At 71.1% G+C, this 24,781-nt stretch carries 19 protein-coding genes; 15 read left to right on the top strand and 4 right to left on the bottom strand.

Annotated elements, in window-relative coordinates; all coding sequences use genetic code 11:
* Positions 1-55 precede the first annotated feature (55 nt).
* Positions 56-589 carry a TerD family protein gene (locus ACWD11_RS19045; RefSeq protein WP_389421007.1) on the bottom strand — a complete coding sequence of 178 codons (534 nt, stop codon included), beginning with the start codon at positions 587-589 and terminating at the stop codon, positions 56-58.
* 155 nt (positions 590-744) lie between these two features.
* Between ACWD11_RS19045 and ACWD11_RS19040 the strand changes: the two genes are divergently transcribed.
* The 3 genes from ACWD11_RS19040 (at position 745) to ACWD11_RS19030 (ending at position 3,032) form a co-directional block, all read left to right on the top strand.
* On the top strand, positions 745-1,350 hold the full coding sequence (locus tag ACWD11_RS19040; protein ID WP_389421008.1) for a YdbC family protein: 606 nt from the start codon (positions 745-747) through the stop codon (positions 1,348-1,350).
* A gap of 106 nt (positions 1,351-1,456) precedes the next feature.
* Positions 1,457-2,116 carry a histidine phosphatase family protein gene (locus ACWD11_RS19035; protein WP_389421009.1) on the top strand — a complete coding sequence of 220 codons (660 nt, stop codon included), beginning with the start codon at positions 1,457-1,459 and terminating at the stop codon, positions 2,114-2,116.
* A gap of 13 nt (positions 2,117-2,129) precedes the next feature.
* Positions 2,130-3,032, top strand: coding sequence for an ADP-ribosylglycohydrolase family protein (locus ACWD11_RS19030; RefSeq protein ID WP_451284212.1), 903 nt, complete (start codon positions 2,130-2,132; stop codon positions 3,030-3,032).
* 311 nt (positions 3,033-3,343) lie between these two features.
* Here ACWD11_RS19030 and ACWD11_RS19025 read toward each other — a convergent pair whose 3' ends face one another.
* A complete protein-coding gene (locus ACWD11_RS19025; RefSeq protein ID WP_451284210.1) occupies positions 3,344-4,891 on the bottom strand; it encodes an MFS transporter in 1,548 nt (515 codons plus the stop codon).
* 184 nt (positions 4,892-5,075) lie between these two features.
* Between ACWD11_RS19025 and ACWD11_RS19020 the strand changes: the two genes are divergently transcribed.
* From ACWD11_RS19020 to ACWD11_RS19010, 3 genes are all read left to right on the top strand, one after another.
* Positions 5,076-5,699 (top strand): TetR/AcrR family transcriptional regulator, encoded by a 624-nt coding sequence (locus ACWD11_RS19020; protein ID WP_389420073.1) that lies wholly within the window; start codon positions 5,076-5,078, stop codon positions 5,697-5,699.
* A gap of 82 nt (positions 5,700-5,781) precedes the next feature.
* Positions 5,782-6,483 (top strand): ribonuclease HII, encoded by a 702-nt coding sequence (locus ACWD11_RS19015; RefSeq protein WP_451284208.1) that lies wholly within the window; start codon positions 5,782-5,784, stop codon positions 6,481-6,483.
* A gap of 68 nt (positions 6,484-6,551) precedes the next feature.
* Positions 6,552-7,184, top strand: a complete 633-nt coding sequence (locus tag ACWD11_RS19010; protein WP_451284206.1) for a hypothetical protein — start codon at positions 6,552-6,554, stop codon at positions 7,182-7,184.
* 274 nt (positions 7,185-7,458) lie between these two features.
* Here the strand turns inward: ACWD11_RS19010 and ACWD11_RS19005 are convergent, their stop codons facing one another.
* On the bottom strand, positions 7,459-8,085 hold the full coding sequence (locus ACWD11_RS19005) for a hypothetical protein (protein WP_389420070.1): 627 nt from the start codon (positions 8,083-8,085) through the stop codon (positions 7,459-7,461).
* 436 nt (positions 8,086-8,521) lie between these two features.
* Between ACWD11_RS19005 and ACWD11_RS19000 the strand changes: the two genes are divergently transcribed.
* The 8 genes from ACWD11_RS19000 to ACWD11_RS18965 all read left to right on the top strand — a co-directional run bounded on the left by ACWD11_RS19000 (position 8,522) and on the right by ACWD11_RS18965 (position 21,816).
* Positions 8,522-10,681, top strand: a complete 2,160-nt coding sequence (locus tag ACWD11_RS19000; protein WP_451284204.1) for a RecQ family ATP-dependent DNA helicase — start codon at positions 8,522-8,524, stop codon at positions 10,679-10,681.
* A 142-nt stretch (positions 10,682-10,823) separates the two neighbouring features.
* The gene (locus ACWD11_RS18995) at positions 10,824-12,272 is read left to right on the top strand and encodes a DUF4192 domain-containing protein (protein WP_451284202.1); all 1,449 of its coding nucleotides are present in this window, start codon (positions 10,824-10,826) and stop codon (positions 12,270-12,272) included.
* 683 nt (positions 12,273-12,955) lie between these two features.
* A complete protein-coding gene (locus ACWD11_RS18990; RefSeq protein WP_451284267.1) occupies positions 12,956-14,875 on the top strand; it encodes a glycogen debranching N-terminal domain-containing protein in 1,920 nt (639 codons plus the stop codon).
* 232 nt (positions 14,876-15,107) lie between these two features.
* A complete protein-coding gene (locus ACWD11_RS18985) occupies positions 15,108-15,866 on the top strand; it encodes an NUDIX hydrolase (protein ID WP_451284200.1) in 759 nt (252 codons plus the stop codon).
* Positions 15,867-16,007: 141 nt separating this feature from the next.
* Positions 16,008-17,807, top strand: coding sequence for an ABC transporter ATP-binding protein (locus tag ACWD11_RS18980; protein ID WP_451284198.1), 1,800 nt, complete (start codon positions 16,008-16,010; stop codon positions 17,805-17,807).
* Between the two features lie 163 nt (positions 17,808-17,970).
* Positions 17,971-18,855: a FadR/GntR family transcriptional regulator gene (locus tag ACWD11_RS18975; protein WP_389420064.1), complete on the top strand. Its 885-nt coding sequence runs from the start codon at positions 17,971-17,973 to the stop codon at positions 18,853-18,855.
* Between the two features lie 427 nt (positions 18,856-19,282).
* Positions 19,283-20,815 (top strand): RNA polymerase sigma factor, encoded by a 1,533-nt coding sequence (locus ACWD11_RS18970; protein ID WP_451284196.1) that lies wholly within the window; start codon positions 19,283-19,285, stop codon positions 20,813-20,815.
* Between the two features lie 134 nt (positions 20,816-20,949).
* The gene (locus tag ACWD11_RS18965; protein ID WP_451284194.1) at positions 20,950-21,816 is read left to right on the top strand and encodes a serine protease; all 867 of its coding nucleotides are present in this window, start codon (positions 20,950-20,952) and stop codon (positions 21,814-21,816) included.
* 112 nt (positions 21,817-21,928) lie between these two features.
* Here the strand turns inward: ACWD11_RS18965 and ACWD11_RS18960 are convergent, their stop codons facing one another.
* A complete protein-coding gene (locus ACWD11_RS18960; protein WP_250071150.1) occupies positions 21,929-22,159 on the bottom strand; it encodes a DUF7455 domain-containing protein in 231 nt (76 codons plus the stop codon).
* A 439-nt stretch (positions 22,160-22,598) separates the two neighbouring features.
* Between ACWD11_RS18960 and ACWD11_RS18955 the strand changes: the two genes are divergently transcribed.
* Complete coding sequence (locus ACWD11_RS18955; protein WP_389420061.1) at positions 22,599-24,722, top strand: DNA gyrase/topoisomerase IV subunit B; 2,124 nt, start codon at positions 22,599-22,601, stop codon at positions 24,720-24,722.
* Positions 24,723-24,781 lie beyond the last annotated feature (59 nt).

The following is a 24,781-nucleotide window of genomic DNA, read 5'->3' as shown; positions in this document are numbered from 1 at the left end:
GACGAAGGAGGGGCACCGACTCTGCGTCGGCGCCCCTCCTTCGTCGTGCCCGGGGTCAGGGCTGGTGGGCCTTGCCCATGGCGCGGGTGAAGGTGGCGGGGTCGTCCTCGAAGCCGTGGATACCGGGATGGAAGTCCCAGGTGCCGTCCTCCTGGCGGGCGAACTCCGCCACCGTGGCGGCCGTAGCGCCGAGGACGCTGCCGAAGTCGTCCGTGACCAGGTCGTGATAGCCCTCGCGGATGCGCAGACCCGGGCTGGTCACGCTGACGAAGGTGCGCCGTCCCGACCGCTGCTGGATGACGACGCCGACCACCACGCGCGCGTAGCGGCTGTCGAGGCGGTTGAGCTCCACCGTCATGACCTCGTCCCAGCCGAAGCCCTTGCCGTCGTGGCTGTCGCGGTTGAGGTAGATGGTGCCGTCGGGGGACCGGCTGTCGAAGTGCACGACGAACGCCGGATCGCCGTACGGGTCGCTCGCCAGGTACGCCCCGGCGACAAGATCCAGATCGGTGGGCGGCTGCCCCGCCGGACTCGGATCCCACCTGAGCGAGATCTCGACCTTCTGGATCCCCTTGTTGAGGCCGTTCACAGACTCCCCTTCCCCGGTTCAACCTGCGCGTGCGGCCCGAACTGCTCGACAGACGAGGCCGATTGTCCATCCTGCCACGCGCGCGTGGGCCCTCGTGGGGGAGCAGTCGCCGCGAGGGCGGACTGTGCCAGGCGCCGTGGCCTTACCATGGCGCGGTGCTGGTCAAGTGGATTCGCTGCACCGTGGTGGACCGCCGCGGTTTCGAGCGCGGGCAGCGAAAGTGGGCGGGGCTTCTGGGGGAGCCGGGGTTTCGGGGGCAGGGCGGTGGTTGGAGCCGGAGCCGGCCGGGGGTGGCGCACATCGTCGCCTTCTGGGAGAGCCGCGCCTTCTACGACTCCTTCATGGCGCGCTCGCACGACCGGCTGGCCGCGTCCCAGTCGGGCACGTTCAAGGACGCCCAGGTCAAGCTCTTCGACCACCGGTTCGACGTGAAGACCGGCTTCGAGCCGCGTTTCACCGACGCCGACCTGCTGCGCGTCGCGCACTGCCGGGTGCACGAGGAACGTGCCGAGCACTTCACGCTGATGCAGGAGAAGGTCTGGAACCCTGCGATGGCGGGCTCACCCGGCATGGTCCGCGGGCTGTTCGGCGAGGCACCCGGCCATGAGTTCCTCGTCCTGTCGATGTGGCTGTCCGCCGCCGAGCACGGCAAATACCGTGCCGAACGCGTCGAGCGGCTGGCCCTGAGGGCCCAGACGGACGCGGACGTCGCCGCCCTCACCGGCGACATCGTGCAGCTGGAACCCTCCTGGACGGTGTGATCATCACGGCACAAACCGGAAGGACCACTCCCGGAAATATGTGACCTACGCCGTATGGAGCCCGTACGGGTGCTCCCTGGGCCCTCACCCGATCTAGGGTTTTGGCATGGCACGACCACGGCGCATCGTCCTTGTCCGGCACGGCGAGTCAACGGGCAATGTTGATGACACCGTGTACGAACGCGAACCCGATCACGCGCTGGCCCTCACCGAGCAGGGCTGGCGGCAGGCGGAGGAGACGGGCAAACGGCTGCGCGAGGTGTTCGGCCGCGAGCGGATCAGCGTGTACGTCTCCCCCTACCGCCGTACGCACGAGACGCTGCGCGCCTTCCATCTGGACCCCGAGCTCATACGCGTCCGGGAGGAGCCGCGCCTGCGCGAGCAGGACTGGGGGAACTGGCAGGACCGCGACGACGTACGCCTGCAGAAGGCCTACCGGGACGCCTACGGCCACTTCTTCTACCGCTTCGCCCAGGGGGAGTCCGGCGCCGACGTGTACGACCGGGTCGGCGGATTCCTGGAGAGCCTGTACCGCAGCTTCGAGGCCCCCGACCATCCGCCGAACGTCCTGCTGGTGACCCATGGGCTCGCGATGCGTCTGTTCTGCATGCGGTGGTTCCACTGGACGGTCGCGGAGTTCGAATCGCTGTCCAATCCTGGGAACGCCGAGATGCGGATGCTCGTTCTCGGGGACGACGGCAAGTACGCGCTTGACCGGCCTTTCGAACGCTGGCGAGATCCGGAACCGTACGGAATCACCGGATAGAGTGGACAGAGCGATGACCGCTGATTCCTCACCCGACGGGCGCCTGGGCCGCGCCCTTGCCAGCCTGCGCGGACTGTCCGTGGGGGACGCGCTGGGCTCCCAGTTCTTCGTCCCCGCGAACTACCCGCTGCTGAAGCGCCGTGAGCTGCCGGCCGGCCCCTGGCAATGGACCGACGACACGGAGATGGCCTGCTCCGTGGCCGCGGTCCTCGCCGTCCACCACCGCATCGACCAGGACGCGCTGGCCCGCTCCTTCGCCGAGCACCACGACTTCGACCGCGGCTACGGCCCTGCCACGAACCGCCTGCTGCGGCTGGTCCGGGAGGGCGGCGACTGGCGCGAGCTGTCCTCCGCGCTCTTCAAGGGGCTGGGCTCGTGGGGCAACGGCGCGGCGATGCGGATCGCGCCCCTCGGCGCCTGGTACGCGGACGATCCCGAGCAGGCCACCCACCAGGCCGAGATCTCGGCGTATCCGACGCATCAGCATCGCGAGGCCGTCGTCGGTTCGATGGCCGTCGCGGCGGCAGCGGCGCTGGCCGCCGCCCCGGGTGGTCCGCCCACTGCCGAGACGCTGCTCGACGGCGTGATCGCGCTGGTTCCGAAGAGCGCGGTCGGGGCCGGGTTGCGCCGGGCGCGCGACATGCTGGACTACGGCGACGCCGCGACCGTCGCTGCCGTACTCGGCTGCGGTCGGCGGACGACGGCCCATGACACCGTGCCTTTCGCGCTCTGGTCGGCCGCGCGGTCCCTCGGTGACTACGAGCAGGCGTTCTGGACCACCGCGCAGGTCGGCGGTGACATGGACACCACGTGCGCCATCGTCGGCGGGGTGCTCGCCGGGGGAAAGGCGGGGACTCCGCCGTCGGAGTGGGTGCAGCGGACCGAGGCGTTGCCGGAGTGGGTTCCGGGGGTTTGACGGAGCCCGCTCCCGTGCCTTTGCGGCGACATCGGAACTCTCCGTGAAGCACGGGAACTCTCTGTGACTGCCTACGCGTTCTTCTGGCATCGGCTGTGCGAGGCATGGGCTCGTGTGTGATCCACGGGTCCGTACAGCCAGGGGATGCGAAAGGGGGGCGGGGGGTGGACAGGTACGTGGTGCCGGCGCTGGCGCTTCGGTTGCTGGTGCTTCGGTTGCTGCGACGAGTGCGGATGACCGGGCCGTCGCCCTCGCCGTCGGTCCCCCGGGCGAGGTCCGGCCATCCGCGGTCCCATGCGGCGCCGGCCGGATCAACCGGCCATCGGGCCCGCCGTGCCGGCCAGGGCTTCCAGGTCGCTCTTGCGGACCTTGATCACCAGCCATGCGGTGGCCAGGGCGAGGACGCCCATCGCGGCGGCCGCCACGAAGCCCATGGAGATGCCCTGCGTGAGCACCGCGTGCCCCCAGGGGCCGGGCATCTGGTGCGTCTCGGCGAACTGTGCCTTCTGCTCCGGCGAGGCCTCTGCCATGAACCGCGGCAGTTGCTTCTCCGCCTCCTCCTTGCTGGCGGAGCCGAACACCGTGGTCAGGATGGACAGACCGAGCGCCCCGCCCACCTGCTGGGTGGTGTTGAGCAGTCCGGAGGCGGCACCGGCCTCGTGCTGGGCGACCCCGGAGACGGCGGTGATCGTCAGCGTCACGAAGTTCAGTCCCATGCCCAGGCCGAACAGCAGCATCGGCCCCAGCACTCCGCCCGCGTAGGAGCTGTCGGCGCTGATCAGTGCCTGCCAGGCCAGTCCGATCACGACGAGCGTCGAGCCGGCCACCATGAAGGGCTTCGGACCCAGCACCGGCAGGAACCGCTGCGACAGACCCGCGCCGATGGCGATCACCACGGTCACCGGAAGGAAGGCGAGGCCCGCTTCGATCGGGGTGTACCCCAGCACGTTCTGCACGAAGAGCACGATGTAGAAGAACATGCCGAACATCGCCGCTGCCAGGCTCAGCATGATCACGTACGTGCCGGAGCGGTTGCGGTCGGCGAACATCCGCAGGGGAGTGATCGGCTCCTTGGCCCGCCTCTCGATGAACGCGAAGGCCAGCAGCAGGACCACCGCCGCGACGAAGGATCCGATGGTCAGGCTGTCCCGCCAGCCCTCGTCGGCCGCCCGGATGAAGCCGTACACGAGGGACGCCATGCCCAGCGTCGAGGTCATCGCGCCCGTGATGTCGAAGCGGCCGCTGTGCCGTTCGGATTCGTTGATGTAGAGCGGGGTCAGGACGGCGATCAGGATGCCGATCGGCACGTTGACGAAGAGCACCCACCGCCAGTCGAGCCATTCGGTGAGCATGCCGCCGGCGAGCAGTCCGATGGCGCCGCCGCCCGCGGAGACCGCGGCGAAGACGCCGAACGCCCGGTTGCGTTCCGGGCCTTCGGGGAACGTCGTGGTGATGAGCGCCAGCGAGGTCGGCGACGCGATGGCGCCACCCACGCCCTGCAGCACGCGCGCCGCCAGCAGCTGCCAGGGCTCCTGGGCGAGGCCACCGAGCAGCGAGGCGAACGTGAAGAGCAGAATGCCGGTCATGAAGACCCGGCGGCGACCGAGGATGTCGCCGGCCCGGCCGCCGAGCAGGAGCAGACCGCCGAAGGTCAGCGTGTAGGAACTGACGACCCAGGTGAGGTCGGTGGTGCTGAACTTGAGGGCGTCTTGAATGTGCGGGAGTGCGATGTTCACAATCGTCGCGTCGAGGACCACCATGAGTTGGCAGGCCGCGATGACGGCGAGTGCGATGCCGGGACGGCCCGGCCTGCGGGCCGCACCTGGTTTCTGGTCCTGAATCAACTGAGAGGTTGTCACTATGGGTCCCCCACAAAGGCGTTAGTGAACGCTCGCGTTCACTGTCGCGTCAACGGTAGTGAGTCCCCAGTAGTGAACGCAAGCGTTCACTCAGCTTGTCGCCGCGTGGCGTTCCCCCTGTCGCTGCCGCGCGGTCTTCCTGAATCCCCTGAAACACCCGCTCCCTTGTTCGCTGGAGACGCTGATGGTTACCTCGCGCTGGACGGCCGCCCCCGCTCAGGCGGCCTCGATGCGCCGGCGCGGCGCCGTGCTGGAACGCGCGATCCTCGACGCCACGCTGGAACAGCTCAGTACGGTCGGCTGGAACGGCCTCACGATGGAGGGTGTCGCCGCCGGCGCCCAGACCGGCAAGGCCGCGGTCTATCGCCGCTGGCCGTCGAAGGAGGACCTCGTCGCCGACGCGCTGCAGGCCGGGCTGCCCCGGATAGAGGCGGTGCCCGATCTCGGCAGCGTGCGCGACGATCTGCTCGCGCTGTGCCGTATGGCGCGGGACGCCATGTACTCGCGCCCCGGTTTCGCCCTCCGTGCGGTCATTCACGAATGCGACCAGGTTCAGGCGGAGCGGTTCCACAGCGTGATCTACGACGGTGTCGTGGAGCCCACCCTCAAGCTGATCCGCGAGGTCATCACCCGTGGAATAGAGCGGGGAGAAGTGCGCTCCGACGCTGCCAACGGATGTGTCTTCGATGCGATCCCGGCGATGATGATGTACCGCTCCAAGATGCGCGGAAGTGAATGGGGCGATGACGAACTGGCGGAGTTGATCGATCAGCTGATGATGCCGGTGCTCCGGCCGAGCGGAGGCTGAGCGGCTGGGAAGCGGTGCCTGGAGCCGTCAGGGGAAACCGGGGTACCGCCCGGTGATCCGGGCGGCGTACGCTAAGGGCGCCATGCCGTACGAACCGCCTACTCACACCGTCGAGCGCTCACTCCGCGCCACGACCGGAGCGAAGATCATTGCCGGTGTCGACGAGGTGGGGCGCGGCGCCTGGGCCGGCCCCGTCACCGTCTGCGCGGCGATCACCGGACTGCGCCGGCCTCCCGACGGACTCACCGACTCCAAGCTCCTCACCCTCAAGCGGCGCACCGAACTGGCCGTGGTGTTGAAGACATGGGTGACGTCGTACGCCCTGGGGCACGCCTCGCCGGGGGAGATCGACGATCTCGGGATGACGGCCGCGCTGCGGCTGGCCGCGGTACGCGCCCTGGAGGCGCTGCCGGTCCGTCCCGACGCGGTGATCCTCGACGGCAAGCACAACTACCTCGGGGACCCGTGGAAGGTCCGCACGGTGATCAAGGGCGACCAGTCCTGTGTGGCGGTCGCGGCGGCCTCGGTGATCGCCAAGGTTCAGCGCGACAAAATGATGGCCGAACTGGGTATCGACCATGCAGACTTCGGTTTTGCGGACAATGCCGGGTATCCGTCGCCCGTGCACAAGGCCGCACTGGAGGAGCGGGGACCCACCCCGTACCACCGCTTGTCGTGGGCGTATCTTGATGCGCTGCCCCAATGGCAGCATCTCAAGAAGGTCCGCAGGTGGGCGGAACGGAGTGTTCCGGAGATCGAGGGGCAGCTCGGCTTCGATTTCTGACCGTTCTGTTCGCACTCATGTGCCACCCGTTCACGTGAGCCGCACCAACGTTTGATAAATATCAGCCCATGCCTCTCATTCCCGAGGAGCCTCAGATTCACGAGAGTGCCCAGGGTCCCCGCGCCACGCCGGCCAGTGGCCGCACCGCGCCGACCCCCCGCCCCGTACCCGGTCCGCGTCCCGCGGCTCCGTCGCGTCCCGGCCGCCCCGGGCCCCCGCGGCCCACGGCGCCGGCGCAACGCACGCCCCGTGACGTGCCCGCGGCCAAGCCCGGACCGGCCGGTCCGGCTGCCCCCGTCCCCGCACCGGCTGCGGCGACTCCGCAGATCCAGCTGATCCCGGCCTCGGCCGAGGGTGCGCTGGACGCTGCCGAGGAAGCCGTCGACCTGCTGCTGGAATCGGGCCGTTCCCCTGGTGACGTCCTGGTGATCACCACCGGCGAACAGCACCCGTGGGCCGCGCACGAGCTGTCCTTCGGCGAAGCCTCCTACTGGGCCCAGCACGACGCGGGCGACGACGTCTTCTACGCGGACGCCGCCACCGTGAGTCGTGCCGCCTCGCGCCCCGTCGTCGTGGTCGCCGTCAACGGCGGATCCGACACCGCCACCGCCCTGCCCCTGGCCCTCGGCCGGGCCGGCGCCCTGCTGATCGTCTGCGGCGACCCGCAGCAGATCAACTCGGTGCTGGGTGCGGGCGTCTGAGCCGCCTCCGGTTTCCTCCGGAGGCGGGTCCGCCGGGGTGCCGCCGCGGCGCGCGGCGGTATCGGCACGGGGTGGGCTTCGGCGTGCGCGGGTGAGGGCTGGCTCGGCTCCAGCCGTCGCCATCGGGTCTTCCGGCCTGAGCGTCCATGGGCGCCCCTAGGGCCGGCGTCATGTGGCGTCCTGTGGGGCGCCCGGCGTCTTGTGGGGCGTAAGAGGGCACGTGCGTCAGGTACAGGCCGTTGTGGGCGGAGAAACGTTCCGCCGTCGGGGAGGCTCAGCGAGCCGCCGCACGGCGCAACAGTTCCGAGGCGCCGCCGCCGGTGCGGGGGAGCGGGGGCGGTGACTCGGAGGTGGCGAACGGCTCCGGTATGGAGTCGACGCTGGGGCGACGGCCGCCGCGCCCCTCACCGAGCACCTGCCAGCCGTCCCGGGTCAGCGTGATGTACGCGCCGCAGCGCAGGCCGTGCAGAGTGCAGGCGTCCCGCAGGCCCCACATCCATGCTCCGTCCTCCGGCGTCCAACGCGCGTCTCCGTCACGGCAGTAGAGCAGGACGGCGGTGCGCACCGGGGTGCGGCGGCGCAGGTCGTGCGGGATGATCCGGCGCAGCTGGTCGAGCAGGACGTTGCGGAACATCCAGCCGTCGGCCGGGGCCGGCCGGCGGGTGAACGAGGCACTTGCCAGCAGCCGCTCGTCCGGATCCAGGACGGCCACGATCGCCGTCGCGGGCCGGGGGTGGTGCCGGGAGTGCAGTCCGCTGACGACCTCGCGGGGATTGCGCAGCAGGGGGATTCCGGCGGCGGCCCACTCCGCGGGCTCCAGCACGCGGCCCAGCGAGGTGGCGGACAGATCGTTGGAGGTCGACGTGGATGCCGCGGGGGACGGAGCGAATCCGAAGGTCACGGTCCTCCCTTCGGCTACGCGCCCACACTGCGGGCGGGGTGGAATCGGGGGAGCGCACACCGCGGCGGAGCCCTGCCGGACCACGGGCGAGCCGTGCGGGGAGCGGACTTCAATTCTTCCTGTCGAACTGGGTTGCGGCAACGAGCAATTGGGGCGACCGACCGATATAGGACGGCGTGCGTCTTATATCCCTACCCATTGCGTCACCTGGTGACGCGTGGGGTGCGACGCTCTTTGGAGGTGAGGGGGCGCGCGGCGGCGGTACAGGCCACTCTGCGCGCCGTACGACGCCATGACCCGCTGGTTACCAGCCTGGGGCGACACGTCGGTCGTGTCCACCGAGCAGTGATGCTTCGGCACGCGCGCGGGGCGGTGGGAAGCGGCCGGGCACGGGCTGCGGTGGCTGACTGTCAGTGCTATCAGGTTGCATGGGGGTATGGACGAACTGGAACTCCGTGCCGAAGCCGATGCCATCCTCGGTCAGCTGGTCGGCGACCGGGACAGAACGGCCCGCCTGCGGGAGGACCAGTGGCAGGCGGTCGCCGCCCTGGTGCGCGAGCACCGGCGCGCCCTGGTGGTGCAGCGCACCGGCTGGGGGAAGTCGGCGGTCTACTTCGTCGCCACCGCCCTGCTGCGCAAGCGCGGCGCGGGTCCCACGGTGATCGTCTCGCCCTTGCTGGCGCTGATGCGCAACCAGGTCGAGGCGGCGGGGCGGGCCGGCATCCGCGCGCGCACCATCAACTCGGCCAACCCCGAGGAGTGGGACACCATCCAGGAGGAGGTCGAACGCGGCGAGACCGATGTGCTCCTGGTGAGTCCGGAGCGTCTCAACTCCGTCGACTTCCGCGACCAGATGCTGCCCAAGCTGGCGGCTACGACCGGTCTGCTCGTCGTCGACGAGGCGCACTGCATCTCCGACTGGGGACATGACTTCCGCCCGGACTACCGCAGGCTGCGGGCGATGCTCGCCGAGCTCGCACCCGGTGTCCCCGTGCTGGCCACCACCGCGACGGCCAACGCGCGCGTGACGGCCGACGTGGCCGAGCAACTGGGCACCGGCGCGGGCGAGGCCCTGGTGCTGCGCGGCCCGCTGGAGCGGGAGAGCCTGCGCCTCGGTGTGGTCCAACTGCCCGACGCCGCCCACCGACTGGGCTGGCTCGCCGAGCACCTGAACGACCTCTCCGGGTCCGGGATCATCTACGCCCTCACCGTGGCCGCGGCCGAGGAGGCCACCGCCTTCCTGCGGCAGCGCGGCTTTGCTGTCGCCTCCTACACGGGCCGCACGGAGAACGCGGACCGGCTCCAAGCCGAGGAGGACCTGCTGGCGAACCGGGTGAAGGCACTGGTGGCGACCTCGGCGCTCGGCATGGGCTTCGACAAGCCTGACCTCGGCTTCGTGGTCCACCTCGGCTCTCCGTCCTCGCCCATCGCCTACTACCAGCAGGTCGGACGGGCGGGCCGAGGCGTCGCCCACGCCGACGTCCTGCTGCTGCCGGGCAAGGAGGACGAGGCCATCTGGCGCTACTTCGCCGACACCGCCTTCCCGCCCGAGACCCAGGTCCGCCAAACCCTCTCGGCGCTCGCCGGGGCCGGGCGCCCGCTGTCCGTACCCGCGCTGGAGGCGGCCGTGGACCTGCGGCGCAGCCGCCTGGAGACCATGTTGAAGGTGCTGGACGTCGACGGCGCGGTGAAGCGGGTCAAGGGCGGCTGGATCGCCACCGGAGCCGACTGGGTGTACGACACCGAGCGCTACGCCCGCGTCGCGCGCCAGCGGGCCGCCGAGCAGCAGGCCATGCGCGAGTACGCGAGTACGACCGGCTGCCGGATGGAGTTCCTGCGGCGCCAGCTGGACGACGAGGGTGCGACCGCGTGCGGCCGCTGCGACAACTGCGCGGGACCCTGGGCCGACCCCACGGTGACGGCGGAGGCGCTGACAGGCGCGGCCAAGGAACTGGACCGCCCCGGCGTGGAGGTCGAACCGCGCCGGATGTGGCCCACGGGGATGCCCGCCCTGGGCATCGAGCTCAAGGGCCGCATCCCCGCCGGAGAGCAGTGTTCCACCGGACGCGCCCTGGGCCGGCTCTCGGACATTGGCTGGGGCAACCGCCTGCGGCCACTGCTGGCCGGGCACGCGGCGGACGGCCCGGTCCCCGACGAAGTTCTGCGGGCGGCGGTGTCCGTGCTCGCCGACTGGGCACGGTCCCCCGGCGGTTGGGCATCGGGTGCGGCGGACGCCCCGCCCCGGCCGGTGGGAGTCGTCGCGGTGCCGTCCCTGACCCGTCCGCGGTTGGTGGCCACGCTGGCCCAGGGGATCGCTGACATCGGGCGGCTGCCTTTTCTCGGCACGCTGACCTACACCGGCCCGGGCGGCGCGCATGCGGTGCGGCGCAGCAACTCCGCGCAACGGCTGAGGGCACTGTCCGGCGCGTTCACCGTGTCCGGGGAACTGGCGGAGGCGCTGGCGAGCTCTCCGGGCCCGGTGCTGCTCGTGGACGACTACACGGACTCCGGCTGGACACTGGCGGTCGCGGCCCGTCTGCTGCGGCGGGCGGGGAGCGGGGAGGTGCTTCCGCTGGTGCTGGCCGCGGCGGGCTGAGCCTGGTCGGGCTGAGGTTCGCCGGACCGAGCTCGCACGGCAGTCGAGGTCGGGTCTGCGTTCCTGACGCAATTGCCATGTCCCTGCTCGGAGTTATCCACAGGCTCAAGCGGAGATTCGCAATCCGCGAGATCGTCAGGGCATGACGAATCACGGCGAAAACGCTGGAAACACCGAGAACGGCGACATCGTGGGGCACGAGACCCATCCCACCGACCAACTCGCCTGCACCGCTTACGAAAACCACGGGGGCGACCGGCAGGTCACCCTGCGCACCCCCGCCGAACTGGCCGACGCGCTGCCGTATCTGCTCGGATACCGGCCCGAGGACAGCATCGTGCTGGTCGCCCTGCACGACCGCGACGGCCGCGGCCGCTTCGGCGGACGAGCCCGGCTCGGCATCCCCACCAACCCGGCCGACTGGCCCTCCGCGGCACGACAGTTGGCCCAGGGTCTCGTCACCGGCAGCGAACGCCGGGGCACCCGACCCGAGCAGATGGTGGCCTACGTCTGCAAGGAGCCCGAGCCGGGCGAGACCGGCCGACAGGTCATGGAGCGGCTACGGCCGCTGGCCCAGAAGCTGCGCACCGAGTGCGGCCACCTCGACGTACCCGTGATTGAGGCCCTCTGCATCTCCGAGGGCCGCTGGTGGTCCTACTGCTGCGGGAACGAAGGCTGCTGCCCGTCCGACGGCACCCCCATGGGCCTGCCCGGGACCTCCGTGCTGGCAGCGGCCGCCACCTACGCCGGACTCCAGGTGCGCGGCACCCTGCGCGAACTGCGGGCCCGGCTCTTCCCCTGGGAGGCCCCGGCCGCTGCCCTGGAACAGGAAATCGCCCTCGACACCGCCGGTATGGCCCTGGTCCCCCGGATCCTCGACGAGACAAGTCGAGGGGAGGTTGCCGAGGAGACCCTGACACTGGCCGGGCGGATCATGGAACGCCTCGCCGGGGCATCCCCCGTCTCAGGCACCCTCACCGCGGATCTCCGCGACGACCAACTGATCACCCATGACGAGGCGGCCCTGCTCATCCTCGGCCTCCAGGACCGCACCACGCGCGACTGCGCCGCCGAATGGATGGAGGGCGACGAGGCCACCCACGCCCTGCGTCTGTGGCGGGCACTGGCCCGCCGCTGCGTCGGCCCCTACGGCGAGCACGCCGCGGCGCCGCTCACCCTCGCCGGCTGGGTCGCCTGGTCCACCGGTGACGAACTGGAGGCCCGCGAGGCCCTCGCCATGGCCCTCGGCGCCGACCCCGACTACCTCTTCGCCCGCCTCCTGCACCAGGCCTGCAACGAAGGGCTCGACCCCGAGTCCATCCGCCGCTGCCTGCGCGCGGCACGCACCGACCGAGCCCCCACGCAGACCACCGCCGAGCCGGCCCGCAAACACCGTGCGCGTGCTGCCACTTCAACCGCCGGGGCCTCCTCGGGACCCGCCGGCAGGGCCGGCCGCCGACCGGGGACCAGGGTCCCGGGTCCGCGCACCCCGGTCAGTGGCACGCATCCCGGCTCGGGCCGAAAGCCCCGCACCACCCGAGCCCAGGGGAAGCGGCGTGACGCGGGCAGGGAGACGGAGGGGGAGTCGTGACGGCGGGCGGGGTGGAGACCGGGGCCGAGGGGGAGCCGTGACGGCGGGCGGAGTGGACACTGGGACCGAGGGGGAGCCGTGACCGCGAGCCGCGTGGACACCGGGATCGAGGGGGGACGCGTGACCGCGAGCGGCGACGCGGACAGGAGGAGAGAGGGAGTCGGGGCCGCGAGCAGCGAGACGCAGGGGGAGTCGTGATCGCGAGCGACGCGAACACAAGGGCCCAGGGGAGCCGTGACCAAGAACGACACGCCTCCCTCCCACCCTCATTCGGCCGCTCCGAGCGTGACCCCGAGGAGCGCCCCCCCGTTCACCTGAGTGGCGGAACAACCCCACCCGCCGTGCCGCCGACCTGCCTGGGTATCCCCGGATCCCCCACCCGGCGCCGAACACGCCCGAGGTCCACAGAGCGCAGAGGAAGCCGCCCCATGCACCAGCCGACTCCGCCCTCTGCCGCCGACCGCAACCGCCCACCCGCGGCCCGCCCGCCCGAACCCCCCTTCGGCCCGATCCACCTCGCACCACCGCCCCACACAGCCGACGCCGCGTCGGACACCCCCCGGCAGACAGCCGGCTCAGTCGCAGGCGACCCTCGAATTAAGGCCCCCGTCCACCCCCCGCACTCCACCCACGCCCCGCACCCTCGCCGCCCCACCGACCTACCCCCCACCCACACCGCCCTGATCTGCGTAGCCCTCCCCGCTCTCGCCATCTCCACCGAACAGGGCCAGCTGACCGGCCGAGGGCTGGAAGGCTTCTACCGGGCGGGACGGCGCCTGCTCTCCCGATGCCAGGTACGCGTCGCCGGACGCGAGCCCCTCCCTGTGCACGCCCGGATGACCGCCGCGGACCAAGCACGTTTCGTCGGTACCCTCCGCGCCTCCCCCGACGCGGGCCCGGACCCCGACATCGTCGTCGAGCGCGTCCGTCACGCGGACGGCACCGAGCGGATCACCCTGCACAGCTCCGCCCCGCGCCCCCTGCGCCTCCCGGTCGAAGTCGCTCTCGGCACCGACCTGGCCGCCCTGGGAGCCATCGCGGCCGGCACTACCGGCCCCGAACTGCCCGCCACCGTCCACGACTCCGGCCTGCGCTGGACCTGCGCCTCCGGCAACGCGGCCGTCACAGCCCACCCCCCGCCCACCGACGCCCTGGCCTCCGCGGGCCTGCTGCGCTGGGAGTTCGAACTGCCCCCCGGCGGAAGCGCCCATGTGGAACTGCGGGTACGGCCCGACGGAGCAGGCCCGCTCCGCACCGTGGGCCGGACATCGGCGACGACCCCGCTGGCCCCCGCCCGGGCCTCGGGTGACCACTCCGGCGTCCAGCCACTGCTGCACACCTGCGTCGAAGACCTCCAGGCCCTGCTGCTGCGCGACCCCGCCCACCCCACCGACATCCACCTCGCCGCCGGAGCACCCTGGCGCTGCGGACTGGCCCCCGCCGAAGCCCTGGCCGCCGCCCGGATGACCCTGCCCCTCGGCACCCGGCTCGCCGCGGGCACACTGCGCACCCTGGCCCGCACCCAGCTGCCCGGATCCGGACCCCGGTCCGGCATGATCCCCGGGCCGCGCAGAGACGCCGGCCCCCACCTGCCACCGAGTTGCACGGCCACCGAAGCCACCCTGCTCTTCCCGGCCCTCCTCGCCGAAGCCCACCGCTGGGGACTCCCCGAGAAGGACACCGAGGAACTGCTCCCTGCCGCCGAGAACTGCCTGACCTGGCTGCGCAGAACCGTGGGCGACGACACCTATCTCCGCGACCCCCATCCCGGCGGACCACAGCGCTGCGAAACCCAGGCCCACGCCCACCGCGCGGCGCTGCTCGGCGCCGCACTGCTCGACACCTTCGGCAGACCGGGCGGCGCCGAGCTACGGCACTGGGCGAGGAGTCTGCGGACGGCGTTCCAGCGGGAGTTCTGGATCGACGACCTGGGCGGAGGCCGACCCGCGGGTGCCCGCTCCCCGGACGGACGGCTCGTACCGCACCTGGGCTCCGCCACCGTCCACCTCCTCGATACCGGCCTGCTCGGCGGAGGCGAACAGGCACCCGGGCTGCTCGACAAGGTGCAGACCGAACAGCTCGCCCGACTCCTCGGCGGCCCGGCCATGGACTCCGGCTGGGGCCTGCGCGGGCTCGGCGCCAAAGAGGCCGGGTTCAACCCGTTCGGCCACCGCAGCGGCGCCGTACGGACCCACGAGACCGCCATCGCCGTAGCGGGCCTGATCGCCGCAGGCTACGAGAGGGAGGCGACCGGGCTGCTGCGCGGCGTCATCGCGGCCGCCGAGGCATTCGGCCACCGGCTGCCGGAGATGTACGGCGGACAGCAGCGCACCGACGCCGGCACTCCCCTCCCGCACCCCGCGGCCTGCCGACCCGCCGCCACCGCCGCGGCGGCCGGAGTCCTGCTGCTGACCACCCTCGCCGGTATCCGCCCCGACGCCCCCGCCGGCACGGTCACCCTCCGCCCCGCGGCCGGCGCACCCCTCGGCGAGATCGTCCTCACTGGACTACGCGTCGCGGGCGCCCCCTTCTCCGTACGGGTGGGTCGGCTCGGCCTCGCCATGGTGGAGGAGGCCGCCGACGGCCTGCAACTGGGAGTGTGACCTCGTACGACAGCCTCACCGGAAACAGCGGACGCAAGATCGATCACGGACGAAACCGATCAGGGGACAGACCAGCGAACGACACCCGCGACCCGGGTCACTGATCGAACCCGATCAGGGAAGCGACCGCCGAGCGACACCCGAAAGACCGATCACCGACCGAACCCGATCAGCCGCCCCTGCGGCCGGCGAAGGGAGTGTTTATCGTCAGGAAGACGACTATGATCGCCGCATGCCCTACGACCCGTCAGCCTTTCCGCCCTTCGCCGTCACCGTGGACCTGGTCGTGCTGACCGTGCGCCGCCATGCCCTGTGCGCGCTGGCGGTCCGCAGGGGCGAGCCGCCGTTCCAGGGCCGCTGGGCCCTCCCCGGCGGATTCGTCCGGGCCGACGAGGACCTGGCCCAGGCGGCGGCACGCGAACTGGCCGAGGAAACGGGCATGCGCGCCCACGACGCCGCCGTACCCGTCCCGGACAACGGCGCCCACCTGGAACAGCTCGCCACCTACGGCGACCCCAAGCGCGACCCGCGCATGCGCGTCGTCAGCGTCGCCCACCTCGCCCTCGCCCCCGACCTGCCCGCCCCCCGCGCGGGCGGAGACGCCAGCAACGCCCGCTGGGCCCCGGTCGAGGAAATGCTCCAGCAGGACGGCTACGGCCGCGAGGACGAACCCGTCGCCCCGCTCGCCTTCGACCATGCCCAGATCCTGGCCGACGGCGTCGAGCGCGCCCGCTCCAAGATCGAGTACTCCTCGCTGGCCACCGCGTTCTGCCCCACCGAGTTCACCGTCGGCGAGCTGCGCCGCGTCTACGAGGCCGTCTGGGGCGTGGCCCTCGACCCGCGCAACTTCCACCGCAAGGTGACCGGCACCCCGGGCTTCCTCGTCCCCACCGGAGGCACCACCACCCGCCAAGGGGGACGCCCGGCGCAGCTCTTCCGAGCCGGCGGCGCCACCCTCCTCAACCCCCCGATGCTGCGCCCCGAAGTCTGAGACGAGCCCCGGGGCTCCAGCGGCCCGGATCCGCACACGAACCACGAACCACGAACAAGGATCCGAGCACACCGACTGCCGCCCGGGCAACGGGCCTTGCGGTGCCCGAAAAACCGGACATAGCGCGCTATCTTGCATCGGGTGATCCAGGCCTTCGGACTGACCAGCGACCCCCGCAAGGAGCTTCCGCCCGCCGTCGACGACGTCTCCTTCGAGGCACACGCGGGCCGTGTCACGGCGCTGCTCGGCGCCCCCGGCGCGGGCAAGACGACCGCGCTCAGACTCATGCTCGAACTCCAACAGGGCCGCGGGCTCACCTACTTCAGAGGCCGCCCCCTGCACCGCATCGCCCACCCCTCCCGCGAGGTGGGCGTACTCCTCGGGGATGTGCCGGGCCATCCCGCCCGCACGGTCCGCGGCCACCTGCGCATGCTGTGCGCCGCAGCCGGCGTCCCCGTCCGCCGCGCCGACGAAGTCCTCGAAGTCGTCGGCCTGGTCAGCCTGCGCGACGAACGGCTCGGCACCCTGTCCCGCGGTATGGACCGCCGCCTCGGCCTGGCCTGCGCCCTGCTCGCCGACCCCCACACCCTCGTCCTCGACGACCCCGCCGATGGACTGTCCGCCCGTGAGAGCCGCTGGCTCCACGGCCTCCTGCGAGCCCACGCCACTCAGGGCGGCACGGTCCTGCTCACCACCGCCGACCCCAAGGAAGCCGCACGCACGGCCGACCGCGTCATCACCCTGGACCAGGGCCGGCTCGTCGCCGACCAGGACGCCGCCGACTTCGCCCGCACCCGCCTCCGCCCCCGTGTCGCCGTCCGCACCCCCCACGCCGCCCGCCTCGCGGCCCTCATCGCCAAGGACGCCCGCACGGCACAACGCTCGGTGGAAGTCGTCCGCGAGGGCGGCAACCGCCTCTCGGTGTACGGCAGTACCTGTGCCGACATCGGCGAACTGGCCTTCCGGCACGACGTCCTCGTGCATCAACTCGCCGACGAGGTAGGGGACATGGGGCCCGGAGCGGCGGCGAGGGAGGAAGCGGCCGACGCCGTGGGGGAGACGGAGGCCGCGCAGGGATCCGGCGAGGAGCGGGACACCGGCCCCACCGAGAACGGTCCGGGGGCCCCCTCCCCCCTCCCCTCCCTCCCACCCCCCATCTCCGTCCGCCCCGCCCCCTCCCCCCTGCGCCCCCTCCGCTACGAGATCCGCCGCGCCGCGGGCGTCGGTACCGGGTTCCTCACCGCTGCCGCCGTCCTCGTCGTGTCGGCCCTCACCGCGCTGGTGCTCGCGCGCATCGGGCACACCCCGCAGGCCCGGCTGCTGGCTGCCTGGCCGCGGGAGCTGCCGTTGCCGCCCGCGGCGCTCGGGGCCGGGTTGCTGGGCGCGCTGGCCTTCGGGGACGAGTTCCGCCATCCCGCGCTGGCGGTGGACCGGGGCACCGTGCCCCGCCGGCTGGGGCTGCTGGCCGCCAAGCTCCTCGTCTCCGGGGTCACCGCGCTGTCGCTGGCTTGTCTGACGGTGGGGTGCGATGCCGAAGTGCTGTACCTCGTATACGGACGGGAGGTGGCGGAGGTTCCCGCGGACTGGCTGTCGCTGGGGGTGAGTTGGATCGGACTGGTGGTGGGGTGCGCGTGGGCCGGTGTGCTGGCCGCGGGGGTGTTCCGGTCCACCAGTGCCGGGCTCGCCGCCGTGGTGGCGGTACCCATGGTTGTCGTACCGCTGGTGCACAAGGTGCTGGAGGGGCCCGCGGTGCGATCGGCGGCCGGATTTCCCTTGCGGCTCAGGGAAGTGCTGCTGATGCAGTGGCCCTTCGGGGGAGAGCGGTATCTGGCGGCCGCGGTACGGGTGGTCGCCCAACCCGTGGGCGGTGCGCTGATGTTGTCGCTGACCGCACTGTTGTGCGCGTATCTGCTCACGACCCTGCGCAGCAAGGTCCGATGACGACCGTCCGCCCGCTTTCAGCACCCCCTGTGCGCACAACTCCCCGGGGAAAGCCCATTTCTTTCCGATAAGGCGTCAATTGCGACGGGGTGAGCGATCACCCTTTCGTGTGCTTTTCACCAAAGACCTCAAGGGAGTTGAAGAGGGCGCCGACAAAGGATCCGTGAGTACCCTTGCGCACACCATGATGACCGCCGCCCGCTCCGCCGACTCCGGTCTCGCCGGCCCGGGCGAACTCGACCGCTACCCCTACGCCGAGGCCCCTGTCGCCGGCCGCGTCGCAGTCCCCTCCTGGGAGGGCGCGGACCAGGAGCTGGGCCGCGTGGGCCGGCGCTCCGCGGGCCGCGGACGCGGACTGCACGGCCAACTCGTCCAGCAGCTCGGCCAGATGATCGTTTCCGGTGACCTGGGCGCCGACCGCCCGCTGGTGCCCGAGGAGATCGGCCAGCGGTTCGAGGTCTCCCGCACCGTCGTCCGTGAGTCGCTCCGCGTCCTGGAGGCCAAGGGCCTGGTCAGCGCCCGGCCGAACGTCGGCACGCGCGTGCGTCCCGTCAGCGACTGGAACCTCCTCGACCCGGACATCATCGAGTGGCGGGCCTTCGGACCGCAGCGCGACGATCAACGACGTGAGCTGACCGAGCTGCGCTGGACGATCGAGCCGCTGGCCGCGCGGCTGGCCGCCGGTCACGGCCGTGAGGACGTCCAGCAGCGGCTGGGTGACATGGTCGAGATCATGGGCCACGCCATGGCGCAGGGTGACGCCCTGACCTTCTCCCGGGCCGACGCCGAGTTCCACTCGCTGCTCATTCAGGTCGCCGGCAACCGCATGCTGGAACACCTGTCCGGGATCGTGTCGGCCGCGCTCCAGGTCTCCGGCGGTCCGGTCGCGGGGTGTGACCGGCCGAACGACGCCTCGCTGGCGCACCACGCCCGGATCGCCGACGCCCTGGCCGCGGGCGACGGCACGGGCGCGGAGACGGCGATGCGGCAGCTTCTGATGGTTCACCCCGAGGTGGAGCGCGTGGTGCCCGCCCCGCGCGAGCACTGAGCGCGCCCCACGGGCGGCGCGGCCGGCGATGCCTCCCCCCTCCTGTGGCATCGCCCGGCCGGCGGACCGCCTGCCGTCGGACCCCGCAGGATCACCCGGATCCGGCGGGGTCCGACGGTGCGGCGGGGCGAGGGCGCGGTGGCGTACGGCGGATGGGACCGGGAGACTGACCTCATTTGCCCGCATCTGACAGTTTTGAGCGCTTACGGGGTGTGACTCGGGCCACGCAGATTGGGCGTAACGCTCGTGGGAGCAGCGCGATGACCTAAGAGGTGACAGCCGCGGAGGGAATACGGACGCCATACAAGGCGCTGTGCATCTTCCCGGCCCCCGCCCGCACCGTCGGTCCATCCCCAGGCCGGTGGTCGGCTCCTGTCCGTCATGGACGGGGCCGGAAGCCGTTTTCCAACGTTCCGAGAGGTTGTTCGTGTCGGCCAGCACATCCCGTACGCTCCCGCCGGAGATCGCCGAGTCCGTCTCTGTCATGGCGCTCATCGAGCGGGGAAAGGCTGAGGGGCAGATCGCCGGCGATGACGTGCGTCGGGCCTTCGAAGCTGACCAGATTCCGGCCACTCAGTGGAAGAACGTACTGCGCAGCCTCAACCAGATCCTCGAGGAAGAGGGTGTGACGCTGATGGTCAGTGCCGCGGAGCCCAAGCGCACCCGAAAGAGCGTCGCAGCGAAGAGTCCGGCCAAGCGCACCGCCACCAAGACGGTCGCGGCGAAGACGGTGACCGCGAAGAAGGCCACCGCCACCGCCACGCCTGAGGCCCCCGCCGCCGAGGCAGCCGTCGAGGACGAGGCGCCCGCGAAGAAGGCCGCTGCCAAGAAGGCGACGCCCGCCAAGAAGACGGCCGCGAAGAAGACCGTCGCCAAGAAGATGGCGGCCAAGAAGACCACCGCCAAGAAGGACGACGCCGAGCTCGTCGAGGAAGAGGTCCTCGAGGAGGTCAAGCCCGGCGAGGAGCCCGAGGGCACCGAGAGCGCCGGCTTCGTGCTCTCCGACGAGGACGAGGACGACGCGCCCGCCCAGCAGGTCGCCGCCGCCGGTGCCACCGCCGACCCGGTCAAGGACTACCTCAAGCAGATCGGCAAGGTCCCGCTGCTCAACGCCGAGCAGGAGGTCGAGCTCGCCAAGCGTATCGAGGCCGGTCTGTTCGCCGAGGACAAGCTGGCCAACGCCGACAAGCTCGCCCCCAAGCTCAAGCGCGAGCTGGAGATCATCGCCGAGGACGGCCGCCGCGCCAAGAACCACCTCCTGGAGGCCAACCTCCGTCTGGTGGTCTCCCTGGCCAAGCGCTACACCGGCCGCGGCATGCTCTTCCTGGACCTCATCCAGGAGGGCAACCTCGGTCTGATCCGCGCGGTCGAGAAGTTCGACTACACCAAGGGCTACAAGTTCTCCACGTACGCCACCTGGTGGATCCGTCAGGCGATCACCCGCGCCATGGCCGACCAGGCCCGCACCATCCGTATCCCGGTGCACATGGTCGAGGTCATCAACAAGCTCGCGCGCGTGCAGCGCCAGATGCTCCAGGACCTGGGCCGCGAGCCCACCCCGGAGGAGCTGGCCAAGGAACTCGACATGACCCCCGAGAAGGTCATCGAGGTCCAGAAGTACGGTCGCGAACCGATCTCCCTGCACACCCCGCTGGGCGAGGACGGCGACAGCGAGTTCGGCGACCTCATCGAGGACTCCGAGGCCGTCGTCCCGGCCGACGCGGTCAGCTTCACGCTCCTCCAGGAGCAGCTGCACTCCGTCCTCGACACCCTGTCCGAGCGCGAGGCGGGCGTCGTCTCGATGCGCTTCGGTCTCACCGACGGTCAGCCGAAGACCCTCGACGAGATCGGCAAGGTGTACGGCGTGACGCGTGAGCGCATCCGCCAGATCGAGTCGAAGACCATGTCGAAGCTGCGCCACCCGTCGCGCTCCCAGGTGCTGCGCGACTACCTCGACTAGGCCGCGGTCCTACGGCGTACAAGGCCCGGTTCCCCGAGCGGGAGCCGGGTCTTTCGCGTGCCCGCGCGGGTGCGAGGCGCTGTGGGGTGGATCACGCTGGGTTTCTCAGCAACAGCCCTGAGTGAGGAGTACGCATGCGTCGCCCCCTTGTCCGGGCGCTGGCCGGGCCGCTGGTCCTGGCCGCCGCCGCGGCCGTCATACCGCTCGCGTCCGCCGCTCCGGCGGCCGCCGACAACGTCGTCGTCGGAGGTTTTCCGGTCGAGGCCTCCGACAGTCCCTGGACGGTGGCCCTCTCCAGCCGTGACCGGTTCGGGGGTACGCGCTCGGGCCAGTTCTGCGGCGGCGTGGCCGTCGGCCCGTCCACCGTGCTCACCGCGGCGCACTGCCTGGACGAGGACGTCCTCGGGGGGCCGCCGGGGCAGGTGGCCGACTTCAGCGTCATCGCGGGCCGCACGGACCTGCGCACGAAGGAGGGCCAGGAGATCAAGGTCCGCGAGGCCTGGGTGAATCCGGGGTACGACGGCGCCACCAATGTCGGGGACTTCGCCGTGCTCACGCTCGCCGAGTCCCTGCCGAAGGGGTCGGTGATCGCGATGGCGCCGACCGGGGATCCGGCGTACGTGGCGGGCACGCGGGCCATGGTCTACGGCTGGGGTGACGCGACCGGCAGCGGCAACTACCCGTCGGGCCTGCGGGCGGCACGTCTGCAGGTGCTGTCCGACACCCTGTGCCGGCAGGCGTACCCGGGCGGCGCGGGCGGCTCCTACAGCGCCGACAGCATGCTGTGCGCCGGTGAGGTGCACGGCGGTCCGGACGCCTGCCAGGGGGACAGTGGAGGGCCGCTGGTGGCCGGGGGGCGGCTGGTCGGGCTGGTGTCCTGGGGCGGCGGCTGCGGCCGCGCCGGCAGCCCCGGGGTGTACACACGGGTGTCCCACGCCCTGAAGACGCTGGGCTGGGACCTCGGCACCGGCCGGGCTGACGGGGCCGCTACGGGCCTCTGAGGGGGCCTGAGCGGCACGGCAACGCGTACGGGCGGCTGCCCCTGAAGGATCAGGGGCAGCCGCCCGTACGCCGGCCTAATGCCTGGAGCTGGCTCGTCGTGGACGCGAGTTGTCAGCGCTCTTCTTCGGAGGCGGTGGCTGGAGCGGCCGTCAGTCGCTCCGTCTCGTCCTGTATCTCAGCGGCGATCTTCTTGAGTCCCGGCTCGAACTTGCGGCCGTGGTGGGCGCAGAAGAGCAGTTCTCCGCCGCTCAGCAGGACGACACGCACGTATGCCTGAGCGCCGCAGCGGTCGCAGCGGTCGGCGGCCGTCAACGGGCTCGCGGGGGTCAGAACAGTAGTCACGTCGCCTCTTCTCTAGCTCGACGAGCTGTCGTACCAGGGTCAACATCCAACCAGCCCGAAAACGTTCCCGCTCGGGGCTTTTGCTTGAAAAAACTTTCCAGGCGGCCGGCTGTTGCCGGTTGGCGGCGAATGTGCCGTATTGCGTGTCTGTGTGTCGTACGGGTTCGCGCTGTCGGTAGTGGTCGGTCCTCCCGGCTGGATTGCCGCTTTGTTCATGAGGACGTGCCCGGAGCCTAAATGGTTCATGCCCCGAAGGGAACGTGATATGTACTTCACTCCATCGAGGGATCGAACACCTATGCGACCCTGCACTACTCTGCCCAGAGACGAGGGTGGCGTTACATCGGCTCTACCAGGCCTCTGTACGCTCTGAGCGGCAACCGAAGCCGCGCCCTTACCCCAAAGGGCACCACCTGAAATTCAGCGAGGAGCGAACCGCGTGACCGCCGAGACGTCCGTGCCGTCCACAGCGCTGCTGGCAGGAGCAGACCGGGACGGTTCCAACTACACCGCGCGGCACCTCCTCGTCCTCGAGGGACTCGAGGCCGTGCGCAAACGCCCGGGCATGTACATCGGCTCGACCGACAGCCGCGGCCTGATGCACTGCCTCTGGGAGATCATCGACAACTCCGTCGACGAGGCCCTCGGGGGCTACTGCGACCACATCGAGGTCGTCCTCCATGACGACGGCTCGGTAGAGGTCCGCGACAACGGCCGGGGCATCCCCGTCGACGTCGAGCCCAAGACGGGCCTCTCCGGTGTCGAGGTCGTCATGACCAAGCTGCACGCGGGCGGCAAGTTCGGCGGCGGCTCCTACGCGGCCTCCGGCGGCCTGCACGGCGTCGGCGCCTCCGTGGTGAACGCCCTGTCCGCCCGGCTCGACGTCGAGGTGGACCGCAGCGGCCACACCCACGCCATCAGCTTCCGGCGCGGTGTCCCGGGAGCCTTCGCCTCCGACGGGGCCGACGCCAAGTTCGAGGCCAAGAGCGGACTGCGCAAGACCAAGAAGATCCCCAGGAACCGCACCGGCACGCGCGTGCGCTACTGGGCGGACCGCCAGATCTTCATCAAGGACGCCAAGCTCTCCCTGGAGCACCTGCACCAGCGGGCCCGCCAGACGGCCTTCCTGGTGCCGGGCCTGACCATCGTCGTGCGCGACGAAGTCGGTCTCGGCCAGGACGGCAGCAAGGGCGAGGAGTCCTTCCGCTTCGATGGCGGCATCAGCGAGTTCTGCGAGTACCTCGCCGCCGACAAGCCGGTCAACGACGTCCTCCGCTTCTCCGGCCAGGGCACCTTCAGGGAGACCGTCCCGGTCCTGGACGAGCACGGGCAGATGACGCCTACCCAGGTCACCCGCGAGCTCGACGTCGACGTCGCCATGCGCTGGGGCACCGGGTACGACACCACCCTGCGCTCGTTCGTGAACATCATCGCCACCCCCAAGGGCGGCACCCATGTCGCGGGCTTCGAGACGGCCGTCACCAGCACGCTCAACGAGGTGCTGCGGGCCAAGAAGCTGCTGCGCGTGGCCGAGGACGACATCGTCAAGGACGACGCCCTGGAGGGCCTCACCGCCGTCGTCACCGTGCGTCTGGCCGAACCCCAGTTCGAAGGCCAGACCAAGGAGGTCCTCGGCACCTCGGCGGCCCGCCGCATCGTGAACGCCGTGATCACCAAGGAGCTCAAGGCGTTCCTGACGTCCACCAAGCGGGACGCGGCCGCCCAGGCCCGGGTGGTCATGGAGAAGGCGGTCGCAGCCGCCCGTACGCGCATCGCTGCCCGTCAGCACAAGGACGCCCAGCGCAGGAAGACGGCCCTGGAGTCGTCCTCGCTGCCCGCCAAGCTCGCCGACTGCCGCAGCGACGACGTCGAGCGCAGCGAGCTGTTCATCGTCGAGGGAGACTCCGCGCTCGGCACCGCCAAGCTCGCCCGGAACTCCGAGTTCCAGGCGCTGCTGCCGATCCGCGGCAAGATCCTCAACGTCCAGAAGTCGTCCGTGACCGACATGCTGAAGAACACCGAGTGCGGCGCGATCATCCAGGTCATAGGAGCGGGCTCGGGCCGCACCTTCGACATCGACGCGGCCCGCTACGGCAAGATCGTCATGATGACCGACGCCGATGTGGACGGCTCGCACATCCGCTGTCTGCTGCTGACGCTGTTCCAGCGCTACATGCGGCCCATGGTCGAGGCGGGACGCGTCTTCGCGGCCGTACCGCCGCTGCACCGGATCGAGCTCGTCCAGCCCAAGAAGGGGCAGGACAAGTACGTCTACACGTACTCGGACCGGGAACTGCGCGACAAGCTCATGGAGTTCCAGACCAAGGGCATCCGCTACAAGGACTCGATCCAGCGCTACAAGGGCCTCGGCGAGATGGACGCCGACCAGCTGGCCGAGACCACGATGGACCCGCGCCACCGCACCCTGCGCCGCATCAACCTCTCCGACCTGGAGGCGGCCGAGCAGGTCTTCGACCTGCTGATGGGCAACGACGTGGCACCGCGCAAGGAGTTCATCTCCTCCTCCGCGGCGACCCTGGACCGCTCGCGCATCGACGCGTAGGCGCCGCGCCCGGCGAGAGACGGGGTGGGCACGGCACAGGCCGTTCCCACCCCGTTTCA

The sequence above is a fragment of the Streptomyces sp. NPDC002776 genome (assembly GCF_053592195.1).
The sequence above is the reverse complement of the archived record's forward strand: the minus strand, read 5'-3'. Positions and strand labels throughout refer to the sequence as shown.

Bases quoted from the DNA above. Each gene is read 5' to 3' on its own strand.
- ACWD11_RS18985 (WP_451284200.1), top strand. From the start codon at position 15,108: ATGCCCTACGACCCGTCAGCCTTTCCGCCCTTCGCCGTCACCGTGGAC.
- ACWD11_RS18965 (WP_451284194.1), top strand. From the start codon at position 20,950: ATGCGTCGCCCCCTTGTCCGGGCGCTGGCCGGGCCGCTGGTCCTGGCC.
- ACWD11_RS19010 (WP_451284206.1), top strand. From the start codon at position 6,552: ATGCCTCTCATTCCCGAGGAGCCTCAGATTCACGAGAGTGCCCAGGGT.
- ACWD11_RS19030 (WP_451284212.1), top strand. From the start codon at position 2,130: ATGACCGCTGATTCCTCACCCGACGGGCGCCTGGGCCGCGCCCTTGCC.
- ACWD11_RS19020 (WP_389420073.1), top strand. From the start codon at position 5,076: ATGGTTACCTCGCGCTGGACGGCCGCCCCCGCTCAGGCGGCCTCGATG.
- ACWD11_RS19000 (WP_451284204.1), top strand. From the start codon at position 8,522: ATGGACGAACTGGAACTCCGTGCCGAAGCCGATGCCATCCTCGGTCAG.
- ACWD11_RS19015 (WP_451284208.1), top strand. From the start codon at position 5,782: ATGCCGTACGAACCGCCTACTCACACCGTCGAGCGCTCACTCCGCGCC.
- ACWD11_RS18995 (WP_451284202.1), top strand. From the start codon at position 10,824: ATGACGAATCACGGCGAAAACGCTGGAAACACCGAGAACGGCGACATC.
- ACWD11_RS19035 (WP_389421009.1), top strand. From the start codon at position 1,457: ATGGCACGACCACGGCGCATCGTCCTTGTCCGGCACGGCGAGTCAACG.